General features: G+C 66.2%; 13 protein-coding genes. 4 read left to right on the top strand and 9 right to left on the bottom strand.

What is annotated here, in order from left to right:
• Nucleotides 1-100: 100 nt before the first annotated feature.
• Nucleotides 101-601, top strand: a complete 501-nt coding sequence (locus ACSQ3D_RS10065) for a hypothetical protein (protein ID WP_436126791.1) — start codon at nt 101-103, stop codon at nt 599-601.
• Nucleotides 602-735: 134 nt separating this feature from the next.
• On the opposite strand, the gene ACSQ3D_RS10060 is transcribed toward ACSQ3D_RS10065, so the two are convergent.
• A complete protein-coding gene (locus ACSQ3D_RS10060; protein ID WP_436126790.1) occupies nt 736-1374 on the bottom strand; it encodes a glycoside hydrolase family 25 protein in 639 nt (212 codons plus the stop codon).
• A 446-nt stretch (nt 1375-1820) separates the two neighbouring features.
• Between ACSQ3D_RS10060 and ACSQ3D_RS10055 the strand changes: the two genes are divergently transcribed.
• Complete coding sequence (locus ACSQ3D_RS10055) at nt 1821-2819, top strand: FHA domain-containing protein (protein WP_436126789.1); 999 nt, start codon at nt 1821-1823, stop codon at nt 2817-2819.
• Nucleotides 2820-2837: 18 nt separating this feature from the next.
• Complete coding sequence (locus ACSQ3D_RS10050) at nt 2838-4343, top strand: protein kinase domain-containing protein (RefSeq protein WP_436126788.1); 1506 nt, start codon at nt 2838-2840, stop codon at nt 4341-4343.
• 91 nt (nt 4344-4434) lie between these two features.
• Here ACSQ3D_RS10050 and ACSQ3D_RS10045 read toward each other — a convergent pair whose 3' ends face one another.
• The 7 genes from ACSQ3D_RS10045 to ACSQ3D_RS10015 form a co-directional block, all read right to left on the bottom strand.
• Nucleotides 4435-6723, bottom strand: coding sequence for a glycosyltransferase family 2 protein (locus tag ACSQ3D_RS10045; protein WP_436126787.1), 2289 nt, complete (start codon nt 6721-6723; stop codon nt 4435-4437).
• Nucleotides 6724-7560 (bottom strand): FkbM family methyltransferase, encoded by an 837-nt coding sequence (locus ACSQ3D_RS10040; RefSeq protein WP_436126786.1) that lies wholly within the window; start codon nt 7558-7560, stop codon nt 6724-6726.
• Nucleotides 7561-7588: 28 nt separating this feature from the next.
• Nucleotides 7589-8965 (bottom strand): hypothetical protein, encoded by a 1377-nt coding sequence (locus ACSQ3D_RS10035; protein ID WP_436126785.1) that lies wholly within the window; start codon nt 8963-8965, stop codon nt 7589-7591.
• Nucleotides 8966-9012: 47 nt separating this feature from the next.
• Nucleotides 9013-9645 carry a phage tail protein gene (locus ACSQ3D_RS10030; protein ID WP_436126784.1) on the bottom strand — a complete coding sequence of 211 codons (633 nt, stop codon included), beginning with the start codon at nt 9643-9645 and terminating at the stop codon, nt 9013-9015.
• Nucleotides 9642-12632 carry a hypothetical protein gene (locus tag ACSQ3D_RS10025; RefSeq protein WP_436127197.1) on the bottom strand — a complete coding sequence of 997 codons (2991 nt, stop codon included), beginning with the start codon at nt 12630-12632 and terminating at the stop codon, nt 9642-9644. The genes ACSQ3D_RS10030 and ACSQ3D_RS10025 overlap by 4 nt, the downstream gene beginning before the upstream one ends.
• 89 nt (nt 12633-12721) lie before the next feature.
• Nucleotides 12722-13339, bottom strand: coding sequence for a hypothetical protein (locus tag ACSQ3D_RS10020; RefSeq protein WP_056416501.1), 618 nt, complete (start codon nt 13337-13339; stop codon nt 12722-12724).
• 112 nt (nt 13340-13451) lie between these two features.
• On the bottom strand, nt 13452-14072 hold the full coding sequence (locus tag ACSQ3D_RS10015) for a hypothetical protein (RefSeq protein ID WP_436126783.1): 621 nt from the start codon (nt 14070-14072) through the stop codon (nt 13452-13454).
• Nucleotides 14073-14371: 299 nt separating this feature from the next.
• On the opposite strand from ACSQ3D_RS10015, the gene ACSQ3D_RS10010 reads away from it, so the two are divergent.
• On the top strand, nt 14372-14773 hold the full coding sequence (locus tag ACSQ3D_RS10010; protein ID WP_396503751.1) for a hypothetical protein: 402 nt from the start codon (nt 14372-14374) through the stop codon (nt 14771-14773).
• 119 nt (nt 14774-14892) lie between these two features.
• Here the strand turns inward: ACSQ3D_RS10010 and ACSQ3D_RS10005 are convergent, their stop codons facing one another.
• A complete protein-coding gene (locus tag ACSQ3D_RS10005; RefSeq protein WP_056416491.1) occupies nt 14893-15813 on the bottom strand; it encodes a LysR substrate-binding domain-containing protein in 921 nt (306 codons plus the stop codon).
• Nucleotides 15814-15843: the final 30 nt, after the last annotated feature.

Here is a 15843-nt window from a genome sequence, read left to right as displayed (position 1 = left end):
CTTGCTGCCTTCGGTCAGTGCGTGCCTTCAGGCCAGGGCCCAGCGCCAACGGCCCCGCTGCCTTCATCGCCCCACCACGTGGGGCCTCCGTCAGGACTCCATGACTTTTTCGACCATCCGTTTCACCTGCTGCGCTGCGATGATGGCTGCGTGTTGGCTGCCACTCGCTTCGGTGCACGCCCAGGACAAAAACGCCGCGGCCTGTGATGCCGCCATGCTGGGCGATTTCAAGATCGTGGAAAAGCGCACCGCGCGGGGGAGCAGCAAGTCCGATGACGAGGATCGCATCCGGATCTCGCGCGACGGCAAGCGCTATGCCTTCTCATTCGTCGGGCCGGACGGCAAGGCTTTTCCGGACGATACCGGCAAGCCGAACGTGGAGTCACTGGCGCCCATCGATCCCGATGCTTTGTGGAAGATGTTGACGGGCAACGACAACGACGCGATAGCCGAAGCCAAGAAAAGTGGCACCACCGTGTGCGGGTTGAAAGGCAAGGATGGCTACTTCATGCGGATGAGCGACAAGGCGCAAACCAGCTTCACTGCAACGCTGGGCTCGGGGTTCGGCTCTGTGGTGCTGACACTGGAAAAAGCGCAGTAGCGGCGAGGCCAATCCAGACGTCGATCAGCCTGGGCCCTGCGCGAGTAGCCCCCCTGCGGCAAAAGGGCGTGCCCTTCGCGGGGCCACCTTGTCGCAACGCAGGGGCCGATGCGCAGGCACTCCTCCTCAAGATTTCATGCCAGGGCCGCCAACTGCGTGACCGACCCTGCGAACCAGTCCTGGTCGACAGGTCCGGTGACACCGGGGACCGGGGTGCCTCCGTTGGAAGTGCCGTCGCTGTACTGCCAGAAGGTCCACGCGTTCCATGGCAGCGGTATGCGGGGCGTGGCCGAATAGGCGGCCAGCCACAGCGGGCGGGACGCCAGCACCTCGCAGCCGGGCAACGCACAAAGTTGTTGCCAGAAGCCAGCGTCGGTGTAGAGCACCGTCTGACGGCCGAAGAGGGCGTCGGTCCGTGCCAGGAACTGCAGGGTCCATTGCAGGGTGTCTTCCGGGCTTTGTCCATCCAGCGTTTCCAGGTCCAGAACGGGCGGCAGGTCCTGTGGTCCCAGCGTCGCATCTGCCCTCACGGTGTCATAGAAAAACTGCGCCTGTGCAGTGGCGTCGGTGCTCGCTTGGCCGAAATGGTAGGCGCCCCTGAGCAGCCCTGCGGCCTGGCTACCCGACCAGTTGGTCTGGAAGTACGGGTCTACAAAGGCGATGCCCTGGGTAGCCTTGATGAAGCAAAAGGCCATGCCGCTGCCGGCCACGCTGCGCCACTGGACCATGCCTTGGTAGTGGCTGACGTCGATGCCACGGGTTTGTAAGGTCATCACGTCATGCCCCGAGGCAAAAGTTGCTTGGTGGACGGGTCTTTTTGTGCATGGTTTTTTTCCTTGCGGGACTGTCAGTGCGGGTGGCACGCGCCGCGCGCTGCCCCCAGTGTCTGGGATGCGTGCCAGCTTGGCGATTTCGGGGCATTACCAGCGAGCACGCGCGCCTTTTGCTTCGACGATAGCTGCACAGGTTCCGAAAAACGACCTACCAAGTTTGTGAGTTGCGAGGCGTGGCGCGGACTTCCACACTTCACACGCATCGGCGGTACCTGCCATGGCTGTTCATTCACCCGCGCGCGCGACCGGGGGCTCCAGGCCCCCTTTCCCGCTGGTGGAGAGCCCTGCGGAACGGTATCGGCGGCATGCCACATTGCTCCACATGCGCCTGCGCAGACGAGGAGCCGTTGCGCCGATGTGAAGCAGAACCAATGAGGGGCGAACTGATGGCAATCCTGAAAAATAGCGCTACGCAGCGCAAGATCCATTTGCGGACGCTCCATGTGTTCGGGCGGGGCCGTTCGTCCGACACATTGCTGGACAGCCCGGACGCGTCACAACTGCATGCCTCCATCCGCTGGACGGGCACGGTGTGGGAGCTGCGCGACCACAGCCGCAACGGCACCTTGATCGACGGCACCTCCATGTCGCACGCCGACACCCAGGTGCTGCGCGTAGGAAGCACCGTGTGCTTTGGCCGCAGTCCGGGCGCTGCCTGGGTGGTGGAAGACTTGTCACCGCCCGGAAACCTGCTGTGGCCCCTGGGGCACGACGGCGCCCCCATACCGCTGCAGCGGTCCAACCTGCTGCCGCAAGGGCAGGGAGCCGAGATGTCCATCCACTGCACTGAACAGGGACAGTGGGTCTGCACCAACCCGCATGGCAGCTGGACGCTGGAGGACGGTGATGAGGTCCGCTTCTCCAACCGGGCCTGGTGCTTCATTGCAGCGGCCGCCGAAGTCTCCTCCACGATGGAGTCGATGGCGACTGCCATCCCCTTCGTGCGTCCGCGCACGGCCTTGCGTTTCCATGTCAGCCTGGATGAAGAGCACGTGCGATTGGAGGTGCAGGAGCGGGACCGGACATTCGATCTCGGAGAACGCACGCACCACTATGCGCTGCTGACACTGGCACGCCTGCGCTGGGCGGATGCGCAGCGGCATCCGGACAGTCAGGCCCACGGATGGGTCGAACTGGATCGCCTGGCCAAGATGCTGGGGGTGGAGCCCGGGCATCTGAACATTCAGGTGTTCCGCATGCGCAAGCAATTGGCCCTGGCGATGCCGGCGGACTCCCATGTGCCCGAACTGGTCGAACGCCGCCGGGGATCGCTGCGTTTCGGTAGCCTGCGGTTTTGCATCATGCGCGGGAGCCAGCTCGAAGCCGACTTCGATCCGCTGTCGCTGAGCGGCCAGATCCACGCTGAAGAAAAGCTCGCTGCCTGACCCTGCCTCCCGATCGATATGACGCCCGTGCCCGCGCACGGTTTTCCCGTGGGCATGCCTGGCTATCAGGTGCTGGGTTTGCTGGGACAGGGCGCATCGGGCCAGGTCTTCAAGGCCCGGCAACGCAGCACCGGGCAACTCGTGGCAATCAAGGTTCCAGGTGCCGGTGCCGCGCGCGACCCGGCTGCGCGGCGCCGTGTGCACCAGCGGCTGCACCAGGAAACCCGGGTGCTGGCTCTGCTGCAGCACGCCCACGTGGTGCGGCTGCTGGACAAGGGCATGGCCGATGGAGGGTTTCCGTTCGCGGTCCTGGAGTACGTTCCGGGAGAGACGCTGCGCGACCTCCTGCAGCGCCAAGGCAGGTTCCCCTTGCCGGATGCCGCGGCGCTCATGGCGCAACTGCTGGATGCCCTGAGCTTCCTGCATGTGCGCCACATCGTGCACCGCGACCTGAAACCCGAGAACGTGATGGTCGTGGCCACCGGGGTCACGTTGCATGCCAAGGTGCTGGACTTCGGTCTGGCCAGCCACCACGGAGCGCCGCAGTTCGCAGCGGGTGCGGAAGGGACGCCGGCCTACTGCGCGCCGGAGCAGTTGCGGGGCGACGCCTGCGTGCCCGCCACCGACCTCTACGCCTGGGCCTTGATCTTTGTGGAATGCCTGTGTGCCAGGCCCTGCGTCCAGGGGGCCGGCGTGACCGAAGTGCTGCGGCAGCAGCTGAGCCCATCGCCCATCGCATTGCCCGACGACGTGTTGCGCAGCCCGCTGGCCCCGCTGCTGCTGCGGGCGTTGCACAAGAACGTCCACCTGCGCGCGGCCGACGCCGCCCGGCTGTACGCAGAGCTTGCTCAATGCCTGGCGCAGATGCGCGCGGCCCCGCCGGGCCCGCCAGCGCTTTTGCCCGCGATGGCGTTGCCGGGTGCGCGCAGGAACTCCACGATCGACCCCCTGCTGCTGGCGCAAGAGCAGGCCAGGGGCACGCCATCGCGCGCCATCCTGAGCCTTACGCTGCGGCTGTATCCGGCCCGGGATGCGTCGCTGGCGTTGTCCGACCTGCAGGAGATCCGCGAGCAGCAGCTGCGCTGGTGTGCCAGCGCCGTGCAGTCCGGCCAGGGCCATGATGCGGGAACGCTGGGCGACTGCATGCTGTTCCACTTCGACCAGGGGCCCAGCAGTGCAGAGAACCTGCAGCGGGCCGCAGCGCTCGCCCAGGACCTTTGCATTCGTGTGCAGCGACGAAGCCGCCTGCTGGAGGTGCAGCACGGCGTGCGGCTGGAGATATCCGGGGGCATGCACACGGCCGCACCCAAGCCGTCCGGAGCCTCGCCGGATGGCCGCCAGGCGGCCAATGTGACGCTGTACCTGAACAGCCTGGCAGGCCCGGGCACGGTCGTGCTGAGCCACCGGGCCCACAGCGAACTGGCGGGCAGCGTGCACTCGGAGGCCTATACCGGCATGGGGCCAGTGCGGCCCCCGGAGCCCGAGCCGGTGTACCGGCTCGCCCCGCAAGCCGCGCATCCGTGATCGGCACGCGGCTTGCCGCGTCATCCCCAACGCATCAGCGGATGGCGCAATGCAAGGAGCGGCGCACCGTGTGGATCGATGGATCGGTGGATCAGGTCCGCATCAGCTGTTCGATCTGTTCCACCGGATAGCGGTGCCAGCGTCGGTTGGTGGTGTCCTTGGGGCTGGTGTTGCGTGCGTGCACCCAGGCCACGTACAGCTGCTGTTCAGGGTTGGTGGCAATGCGTTTGGCACGCACCGACCAGACGAACGCGTTGTCTTCGCCCACGTCGATGTCCGCAAAGGGGGCGCTGCGCCAGAAATCCCGGCGGTAGCACAGCGTGCCGCCACACACCCAGGGCGTGCGGCCGTCGTACACGTACTGCCAGGCGCTGCGCGCTTCGGGGGCATAGAAGAAGACTTTGTCCAGCCCGCAGATATCGGCCTGTTGGGACTGCAGGCTGCGGACCTGCGAGCTGAGCCAGCCGGGGGCTCTCCAGTCGTCGTCATCCCAATGCGCGATCAGATCCCCACGCGCCAGCTCGCAAGCGAGATTGCGCTTGGTGCCGAGCGTGGATTTGCGGTCCAGCCGCAGATAGCGGATGTCCTCGTGCGCAGGGATGAGGTCTGCCACGCTGTCGCGCCCGTCGTCGAGCACGATCAGCTCGCGTGGCCCGTAGTCCTGCGCGAGGAACTGGCCGATCGCCTGTGGCACAAAATCGCGCCGGTCCGCGGTGGGCATGATGCAGGAAACCATTGGCATGGAGACGGCCTGTGGGTCTGAGGTTTGGGGGGGGAAATAGAAGTCGCCATCATCGGTCAGGCACTCCGGCTGGGGAACTCTGCGCCACGCCGCCTGCTGCAGGTAATGGCCTTCCTTGAACTTCCAGGTGTTGCCATCGTGGCGCACGTAGACGCACAGCGACCGGCCCGCAATGCGGCACAGCCGCGCCCCGCCGCGCAAGGTTTTCTGCAGAAAATCCGCGTCCTCCCTGAGCGAGGTGTGGGGGTACTGGCCGTGCCGCTCCCACAGGCTGCGCCTGAAGACCAGGGTGCCGCCGCTGACGTTCTCGAGGAACATCTGCCGAAACAGTGCGCGGCTGCAGGCCCAGAATTCGGCCTGTGGCCGGGCCATGAACAGCATGTCGTTGAGCCCCGTGATGTCCGCCACGTTGTGCAGGATGGGGGCCGCCTGGCGGCTCAGGCGCTGCGCGCCATACCAGTCGTCGTCGTCCCAGTGCGCGATGAGTTCGCCCCTGGCCACCCGCACCGCTTCATTGCGCTTGGCACCGATGCTGGTGTGCGTGGGCGTGCGGATGCACCGGATGCGGGGGTCGTCGATACCAGCGGGCAGATCGGCATCGGTCTCGTACACGATGATGAGCTCCAGTGCCGGATAGTCCTGCCGCTGGAAGTACCGGATGGACTGCGCGACAAAGGCGGCGCGCCCCCGCGTGGGCATGATGCAACTCATCAACGGCGAGCCGGTGGCCACGGGCGGTGCCGGGGTCACGGGGTGTACATGAGCCCGATGGCCGGGGGCGGGCAGGGCGATGAACAGGCGCGTCTGCTCGGGCACCGCGAAGTGGCGGCATGCCTCTCCCGCGCAGTGACCGTGGTAGGCCGCCGCGTCGCGGCGGCTTTCGGTGCGCAGCGCGCAGAACCGGTCCTGGTACAGCCGCTTGTTGGTCTCGAGCAAGCCATCGTGCGTGCCGGCCACCTGGGCGCACCGGGCCCCCCGGTGCACGAATGCCCCCTTGACCCACACCCCCTCGAAGCCGGCGCGGGCCGCGCGGATGTTGTAGTCCATCTCCCAGCACGGCCCCTGGGTGTATGCGGTATCGGCAGCGCCGATTGCTGCGACCACCTCGTTCTTCACCACGTAGCAAAAATCGCCCAGGCTGTGCAAGGGGGCCAGCGGCACGCACGCGTCGCCGAAGCGGGCCAGCAAGGCATCGGCCTGCTCCCACAGGGCTTGCGGGTGGCCCGCGCAGCCGGGCGCGATGGCCTGTTCGTTCCAGCCCCGGTTGGTGGACGGGCCCGCCAGCCCGCGGCTGGAGTTGGCGTCCAGTGCAGCCAGCATCAGCTCCAGCCAGCCGGGGCAGACCTGCAGGCCGCTTTCCAGAAAGACATAGATGTCTGCGGGCTCGCTGACCAGCTGGTTGAAGCAGGCTGCGGCCCCGGGCTGGCGGGGCGCGGGAAGTTGTACCAGCGATGGCGGTGCCAGCTGAAGGGCCTGCATTGCCTTCGCCTGCAAGACGTGGTCGTCATCGGGCAGCAGTCGCAGCCCAAAGGTCAGCGGTGTGTTCTCGAAGATGCTCGAGAGCGTGGCGCACAGGCCGTCGGCCTCGCCGGTGACATGCACGCCGATGAGAATCTGGCGCTCTTGCGGTGCTGGCATTCACCACTCCTCGCTGGTGGCCACCAGGCCCGTGCCCAGCACCTCCTCCAGCTTTCGCCAGGGGCTTGCAGGGCCTTCGTCCGCCCAGTCGGTGACCGAGTCCAGCAGCCGTTCCAGTGCGATGGCCTTGGCATCGGCGGCGGCATAGAAGCGGGGATAGCACAGGAGCAACTCTTCGGTGCAGGCGCGGATCAGGGACTCCCTGCGGGCCGGCTCCGGAGCGTGGAAGGACGCATACAGCGTGGGCGGGCCGAACCTGCCCAAGCGCCGCCACAGGCCCGGAATCACGGTGTACTCACCGCCTTCGATGTCCATCTTGATGAAGTTGCAATCGCCGTCCGCGTGCCCGTGCAGGAAGCGCTCCATGTCCACCCCCTGCGCTTCGTGGCAGGGCTGACCGCTGGCGCCTGGCGCGGCCAGCATCCCCGACATGCTGTCGCCGAACTGGCTTTGCGCGCCGTAGTACAAGCCGCCCGCGTACAGTGGCATCGGACCGCTTTGCGCACCGATGCCGACTGCGTGCAGATGCAGCTTGCTGCGCAGTGCGGGGTTGGCGTCGGCGTTTCCGCTCAACTCCGCGAACGCGACCGGATCGGGTTCCACCGCGTGCACGCAGCGCGACAGCGTCGCAGCGTACAGTGCTGTGGGACCGATCCAGGCTCCCAGGTCCACGCAGCAGGCATCGGGTTGCAGGAACCGCCGCAGCACCTCGAAGGTGTGCGGCTCCCAGGCGCGGGCTTGCACCCGGTCCCAGAATGGCTGGCGTGCGTCGTCCGCACGCACATTGAAGATCCGCCCGCCCACCGAGATGCGGCGCGTGTTCTGTGCAGGGCTCATGGTCGGCATGCTCCGCTTTGACCGTCGGTTACCAGACCGTGTAGGGTGGCGGGCCGTCGTAGGTGGCGCTGAATTCAAAGGCATGGCCTTCGAAGATGAATCCCGGCACGTTGATCTGGCACCACACTGCGCCAGCGTAGGAGCTGCTGGCTGGCGTCAGCTTCATCTGGATGTGGACGGACTGCTTCGAAGAGTCCTGCGTCTGCAAGGACAGCGGCAGAAAGTAGTCGTTGCCGTAGAAGTTGGCCTTGCTGCTGCGGATCTCGCAGACCAGCGTCACGAACTGTCCGCTGCTGCTGTAGATCAGCTGAAAAATGAACTGGTAGTCCGCACTGGCCGGCCAGATCATCCGGATGGTGTTGCCCGCCACCACCTGCTGCTCCGGCAGCTGCATGGAGGCGTAGACGTTGACCACGCCAGCGCCACCGGCATACAGCGCGCTGATGGCGACGTCCTGCACCGGCGATGTGCCCTGCAGCACGATGTCTGCGTTGCTGACTGGCGCGCTGGCGGACAGCGGTATGTCGGCCAGTGGTGGAACCTGCCGTGCGAGTGCCGAATGGCCTGCCGGGCCCGAGCCGTCGCAGTGGAACACCAGGCCGCCCATCTGCGTGATGACGCCGGGCGCCTCGATGCCCGTGCCGCACGACGGCACCAACTGCAGCTGGACCAGCGCCTGCCCTGGCAGTTGCGGGGGCTTTGGCTGGCACTGCGCGGTGCCGCCGGGGCCCTGGCACCCATCCAGCCCCCAGGTGATGCCGGCCAGGTCGAACACTCCAGCACCGTCGTAGTTGACCCGCTGCTGCTCACGCCCCCAGCTGCCGCTGCTGGCGGCAGGCCGCTGCGCCACAGTGCCCGCCAACAGGCTGCTGGGGGTCGCTGCCGTGGCCATGCATTCAACGTCCGAGGCCAATGCCTTCGCCAGCGCGCGTGCACTGGCGTCGCCCTGCGGGGCCACGCCGCCTTGCTGCACCAGCGAAAAGCCGTAGGTGCTTTGGGGGGCCAGCGGGTCGATGTCGTAGGGTGTCGTTGGCAGCATGACGGAAGAGCTTCCCAGGATGCTGCCGAAGACGAAAACCCAGTCGACCCATTGCTCGTCCGCCGCCATGCGCTGCAGCGAGGTGATGGCCAACTGCACCTCCTCCATCGGGTAGGCCCCGGTCGCTCCGCAAAAAAAGAACCCGGGGGCCATGAAGACCTTCAGCGTGTCGCCCTCGGGCACGGGTGGCGACGCCTGCGGCAGGGCGGCCCGGGCGGTCTGCATCGCCCGCTCCATCAGTTGGCAGCGCGCCTGGATATCGAGCCGAGCGTCGCCCAATCCCCGATGTTGCGGTGACCCATCGGGGTGGACCTGGGGCGCGGTGTCGAGCACGTAGCCGATGAACTGGACATTGGTGTAGGCCATGCGATTTTCCTTGGTGGTTGTCTGAAAGCTTTGGCGGGTGGTGCCCCTCAGCGGCGCAGTCCGTAGGTGAACTTGATGATGTAGTTCACGCACACGTTGAGAGGGCGCGTCTCCTTCAGGCTCACTGGCACTGCGGTGCTCTGCCCCGTGCCTGCGACTGGGCCGCCGGTGGTCAGCGTGTTCTTCACGCTGGGAGCACCTGCGGCGGTGCCGTCGGGTGATGGAGCCGATGGCGCTGGCGCACTGCTGTAGGTGTGCTCATGGGCCTGCAGCGCGCTGGACTGGATCGAGCCGACGCCGTCGCTCGAGCCCTGTCCACCTGGCGGGGCTGTGCGATTGGCGATGTCGGGGTCGTTCTGGGTGCCGGTGCCCACGCCCCGCAGGAAGTAACCGCGGTAGTCCGGAATGTTGAACTGCGCGCCGGCGCCTCCGTACACATAGCCCAGCACGGCAAACAGCTCGGGGTATTCAGCGCAGGCCAGAGACCGGCCATCGCAGTACATCCACCCCCACGCCTCCAGCGGCTGGGTGGTGAATGCCGTTGGCGAAGCCGCGGTGGGAGTGCCGCTGCTGTCGGGCGCTCCCAGTGCGCCGGCAAACGCGGACACCGCCCCCACGGGCAGTTCTCCAAAACCTGGGCGTTGAAAAAAGGGGCTGCCTGCCCCCGGCATCACCATCATGGTGTGTTCCTTCCTAGCGCTGGCAAGCGCGTTCCGTGGGTTGAATCCGGCTCATCCAGCACCTGCATTGCCGTGGGCACCACCACCCGCCATGCCGGGCCCACGCGGTGCGGCGGCGGTGTTGGCGCGGGGCCCACGGCGTGCTTGAGGTCATTGACCAGTGCCAGGTCGCCGGCGTTGGCAGGGGCCAGCGGGTCGGGCCCGCTCCAGAGCATTCCGCTCGAGAAGAAATACAGGAATGCCATGGCATGTGCCGGCTGCACGGGCAGCATCACACGCGCCTGGCCGGCCTGCAAGAAATTTATGAACAGCGCATCACCACCCGCTGTGGGGCTGCCCGGCTCTGGCGCGGCGGGCGGGGACCCCACCGCATCGGACACGCCGTAGAAGCTGTAGGCCATCTCGTTCCACTCGAGCGCTTCGTCGAAGAACTGCAGGTAGCGCGGCTCGCCCACGGTGAACAGGGAGGGCGACCCGGGCGGCGACGAATACGCGCAGTGTTCCGCCGCCCCGGGCAGCGTGGGCAGCCCGGTCAGCCGCTGCATGCGATCGAGCAGCAGCCGCTGGCACGCGTTCTTCAGTTCGCGCTGCTCGAGTTGCCGCAGCGCCAGCGGCGACCGCAGGGGCGTGCCGTCCGGTCCCCCGTGGCCGAAGCGGGCGCGGTACGCGGCCAGCCGCTCCTCGTACCCTTTGACGATGCTGGCGTACGTGCGAATGCGCCACTGGTCCATGCACCGGGGGGAGGGAATGCAGGTGACCTCGACATGGACCTGCGCCAGGCTGTCGCTCGGCGGCGAGAACAGTGGTTGGCTGTCCATCACGGACACGGGTACGGTCTCGTCCTCGCCGTCGAGCGTAATGGCAGCTGCCGCCGAGCCAGCGCTCACGGTGTGCCGCCCCACGAGCACCATCGGCGCTGGCTGGCCCGGATAGGCACCGATGCAGGCGACAAAGGCCACCGTGGCGCAGTAGCCCGCCGGAACGGCCAGCTGCTTGTCCTCCCCGCTGCGCACCGTGGCGCATACGCAGCGCTTCGCCAGCGGTGGCGGCTCCAGATCCAGTACGCCGTAGCACGCGCCCAGTTGCGCATAGCTGTGCGGCCCGTCCACCCGAATGTCTTCGAAGGTGGCCACGCCCAGCTGTTGCGGGGACGGCGGCCTGGCGAAGTCCTGGCCTGCGAGGGACTGTTCCTGTGCGATGAGGCTGGACCCAGGCTGGCACACCATGAATTCCATCATCAGCCGCTGGCCGTAGTTGACCACGCAGGCCTCGTACACCTTGTTCACCCAGCGGAACACGGCCCGCATGCTCTGGGGGCCTGCGGTGTTGTCGACGACGCTCACCACCGCGTCTTCGGTCTGGCTCATGGTGCTGCTCGAGCGCGTGTGGCTGACACTGCGGCTGATGCGGTTGACGGTCTTGTTCAGGATGTCGCGCGCAAAGCGTGTGGTGTCATCCAGCCCGGGCTGGGCCCCTTGCTGCAGCGCGCGGGTCCACGAGCCATCCAGCGTGGCCTGCGTGGGAGGGCCGTAGCTGCTCGTGAACTTGTTGTACTGCTGGGTCTCGGCGACCTCGGCCACGGTCTTGCGAGACTCTTCCTGCAGGTTGCTGCGTTCGTCCGCGGCATCGTTCTGCAGGGTCTGCATCTCGGCCAGGGTCTGCTTTTGCTCGCTGTGCTGCCGGTGGGTGCGTTTGTGCGTTACCTCGCGCCGCTCACCGCGCATCACGTTTTCAATGCGTGCAATCTCGCCGCTCTGGTAGTGCAGCAGGCGCTGGCGCACCATCTGCAGGTCACCGATCGCGTAGGGCTCGATCCACCCGCCAGATGCACAAGGTGGCGGGCTGGCGGCATCGTGGCACGCAGGTAGCGGAAAGATGTTGGCAGGCAGGACCACCGTCGCCTTGTAGAGCGCCACCAACTGGGCCGCGTTGATAGGCGCGGGCTGCAGGAGTGCCGGCGTTGCCGGGGTGCCGCTGGCCGCGACCGCCTCGGTCGCGCCCGAGGGCCAGGCCACGGCCAGCAGATGGGCCATCTGCAGCGTGCGGGTCAATGCGGCGAGCAGCGCCGTCTCGTAGCCCAGCACGATCACCAGCGCGAAGTAGCTCTGCCAGACACGGTCCAGGGTCTGCGCGTAGCTGGCCGATTCCAGGTAGGCCCAGCTCAGCCCGTGGCGCTGCAGCAGTTCTGTCACCTGTGCGTGGGCGGCGGCCAGCCATTCGCGCGGCGTGTCGCCTGTGGGGGGCGGCAACCGCGCCAGCAGCGCGGCGAACTCGCCCACCGGCCCGGGCAGCGGATGCAGGTCCGCGATGAAGTCGCCCTGGTAGGGCGCATCCCCGTCGATGAACTGCAGCGCCAGGGACCGCGCGGCCATCCGGCCCTGGCTGCGCGCAGCCACCAGATCGTCGGCAAAGCTGCTGGACGGAGGGCTGGCGCTGGTGTACTGCACGAACCCGTACAGCAGGTCGGTCGCCGTCACCTGGGGCCAGCGGCGCACATACACGTATGGGAAGAGTTCATCGGCGTGCTCGTCGATGAAAGGCAGGGGCTCGACAGGATCGTCCGGCCCGTCGGGCTCGACCGGCGATGGCGATGGCGATGGCGATGGCGATGGCGCCGGGGGCTGGGGCCTTGGCGGCGGGATCGGGCCGCGCATGGGACACGTGGCCATGATGCCCTCGAAGTGGTGGTCGTCCGACCGCCCCCGCATGCCGTAGTGGATATCGGCAAAGATGGCCGTGTGGGTGACCCCGTCGATGTGCACGGGAGTCTTTTGTTGCAGGTAGCCGGACACGTAGCAGCCCGAGGGAAACCTGAACTCGAAAGGCTGCGACGGCCACTGACTGGTGACGGTGACCTGCTGGCCGGGCGACTCGCCCGGACTGCAGGACACGATGACGCTGGAGGGAACATCGTCGTGCGGTGCGCGGTTGATGGTGATGTCGAAGACCAGGCAACCATCCATGGCGCTCCATCTTCTTTTGACCATTTCGTTCACGGGATGCCTCCTGGGTGGGCCGCGCCTGCGTCGCCTGCATCGGCGCAGGGCACCCGGGTGCCCCACGCCGACGCGTGGCTTCAGCACATCACGATGTTTTCGAGGTTGAACGCGAACGGCGTGGAGTTGGCGCCAGGGCCACCACCGGTCATCACGATGTCGGCGCTGGCGATGCCCAGCAGCGACAGCTCGGTGTTGATGTTGGAGATGATGGCCGAGTTCATGACCTGGCCCTGCACCACCTGCGACGCCACACCGATCCAGATGGTAGGCTTGAACTCGAACACCGCCTTTTGCTGCGGGGCGATGGAGGTCTTGGTGGCCAGCAGCTTGCCGTCCTTGTAGCAGCTCGCATTGATCGCGCCCTTGGGCAGCGAATTGAGCACCTGCACCTCGCGGGAGCTGGTGCCGCTGCCGGCGGCCACCAGGCGGTCGCCGGAAGTGGTCAGCGACATCTGGAACAGCTGGCCGTTTTGCGCGTCCAGCTGCGGCGTGTAGTTGCCGTAGCTGTCGCTGGCCCCGACCTGCATGGTCATGGGGAAGGTGAACGGGTGGTTGTCGCCCTGACCGCAGTATTTGATGACCTGCCAGGCCACCGCCAGTTCGTCGAAGTCGGTGGCCACGTTCTTTTGGAAGACGACGATCTCCGAGTTGTTGGTGTCGTTGGAGTTGTTGATGAAATTCAGTTGTACGCCCATGAGTTTTCTCCTGTTGGTGGAAGTGGTGGCAACACACCGCGCGTTGCCTGTTGGCCCCGACGGCCTCTCGGCCGGCAAGGCGAACCTTGTGTGCCTGGATCTGCCGCAGCGTTCAGATCCGGACGATGCTGTCGAGGTTGAATTCGTAGGGGGTCGAGCCCTCGCCCGGGCCGCCGCCGGACATCACGATGTCTGCGCTGGCGACACCCAGCAGCGATAGCTCCGTGTCGGCACTGCTCATCACGGCGGAGCTGATCGCGTCTCCCTGTGCGATCTGGGACGCCACGCCGATCCAGAGCACGGGCGGATACTGGAAGACCGCCTTCTGGCCGGGCACCACGGCGTTCTTCGCGCCCACCATCCGGCCGTCCTTGAAGACGCAGACGTTCATGGCGCCTTGGTCCAGGTCATTGAGCACGTCGACTTCATTGGAGGCGCTGGCGGCGCCGGATCGCACCAGGCGCCGGGACCCTGACGGGGTCGACTGCAGCTTGAGCAGCTGACCGTTTTCAGCGCGAACGCGGGGCGAGAAGTTGCCGTATCCGTCGACCACACACACCTCGAAGCCCACCGGATAGGCAAACGGATGAAAACAATCACGGCCGCAGAAGCGGATGACCTTCCAGGCCATGGCCAGCGAAGCCATGTTGGGCGCCTGGTTCTTCTGATAGATCACCACCTCCGACCTGTTGCCGTCGAGAGATCGATTGATGAATCGCAGCTTGATATCCATGAGGAACTCCTGCCTGATGTCCTGTCGCTGGGGGCTTCTTGCTGCCATTGCTCAGGCAGTGAAGCGACTGTAGGCAGAGGCCGCGATCAAAGCGATTACAGCCAATTACAACGAAGGGATGCTGGGTCGCGCGTCGCGTGGGTCAGGCAAAAGGGTTGGGACGACAGTGGGGACGGATTGAGGCAACCGAGGCTGAGACTGCTGTCAGGTCGCCGCCGACCTTTTTCGTCAACCATGGCCTACGGCGGGCCAGCGCCCCAGGCGGCGACATTGCTTTGTCTTTCATTCAAGGAGATTCCATGAAAACCAACCTCATCGCCGTGGCCATCGCTGCCGGGTTTCTTGCCTCCACGGGCGCACACGCTTTGACAAGCGACCAGTACAAGGCAGAAAAGAACAAGATCGAAGCGGACTACAAATCGCAGAAGGTGCAATGCGACACTCTGAAGGCCAACGCCAAGGATGTGTGCGAGGAAGAGGCCGAAGCCAAGGAGAAGATTGCCAAGGCCGAGCTGGAGCAACAGTACAAGCCCAGCCCCGCCCATGCCCGCAAGGTGGCAGAGGCCAAGGCGGAGGGCGCGCATGACGTAGCCAAGGAAAAGTGCGACGACCAGACCGGCGACGCCAAGAACGCGTGTGAAAAGCAGGCCAAGGCCGACTACGACAAGGCCAAGGCAGACATCAAGGCCACCAAGTTCTGAACGAATGTGCGGGTGGGCCGCCGATCTGGCGCCCCCGCACCACACCGGCATGCGCGAGCCAGATGCCCCGGCTGGTTCACAGTGCCACGCGCCGCGCCACTGCGCTGAATCCCTGCGCTTCAGAGACCCGCAAGCCGGCGCCACGACCCCGCAGCGTCGCGGAAGGATCCGGCCTCGCTGAGCATCCAGTCCACCACAGCTTTCACGTGGGGGCTGGTTTTGCTGCGTTGTGGCACAACGAGGTGGTATCCGGCCGCCATGGGCAGGTAGAAAGGCCATGCCTCCACCAGTCTGCCCTGCATCACGTCGTGCGCGATGAGTGTGTCATGGCCTATGGCGATGCCTACGGCGGCCACAGCGGCCGTGAGGGTTGTCTCCGTGCCCTGCAACCGCATGTTCCTGGCGCCTGACAGATGCGTCGCGTTGCAGGCAGACAGCCACTGCTGCCACTTGCCGGCCCGCAGCGAGTCGTGCAGCCATGGAAAGCGCTGCAGGTCGCCCAACGTGCGAATCGGCCGTTCGGCCGCGAGCTGTGCCGATATCACCGGCACCAGGCTGTCGTGCATGAGCAGGTGGGATCCCGGCAGCGATCCATCGCCGTAGTGGATTCCGATATCGAAACGTTCCTTGCGAAAGTCTGCATCCCAAATCGAAGTGGCCAGGTCGATCTCTGCATCGATCCCCGCCACATGCAGCCGGGCCAGGCGCGGGATCAGCCAGCGGGAGGCAAACGACGGCATGGCCAGGATCTTGACGGTGCGCGATCTCAGGGCCGAGGTGCTTGCCAGCTGCGCTGCGCCGCGCGCCAACTCTTGCAGCGCACGGTGCACCGTCTCGAGGTAGATCTCGCCTGCGGGCGTCAGCTCTGCGCGCCGGTGCCCCCGCAAGACGAGCGTCTGCTGCGTACTGCGTTCCAGCGACGCGATGTGCCTGCTGATGGCGGATTGTGAACATGCCAAGTCACTGGCCGCAGCGGTAAAGCTGCCGCATCGGGCCACGGCCCGAAAGGCCTGCAAGGCTGCAAGGGTGATGTCGCTCATAGGCTCTGCTGCCGGGGCTGGGCAGGCAAT

The sequence above is a fragment of the Acidovorax sp. LjRoot117 genome (genome assembly GCF_964252695.1).
Taxonomy (GTDB): Bacteria; Pseudomonadota; Gammaproteobacteria; order Burkholderiales; family Burkholderiaceae_C; genus Acidovorax.
Note: the sequence above shows the minus strand (reverse complement) of the source record. Positions and strands in the feature narration are given on the sequence as shown.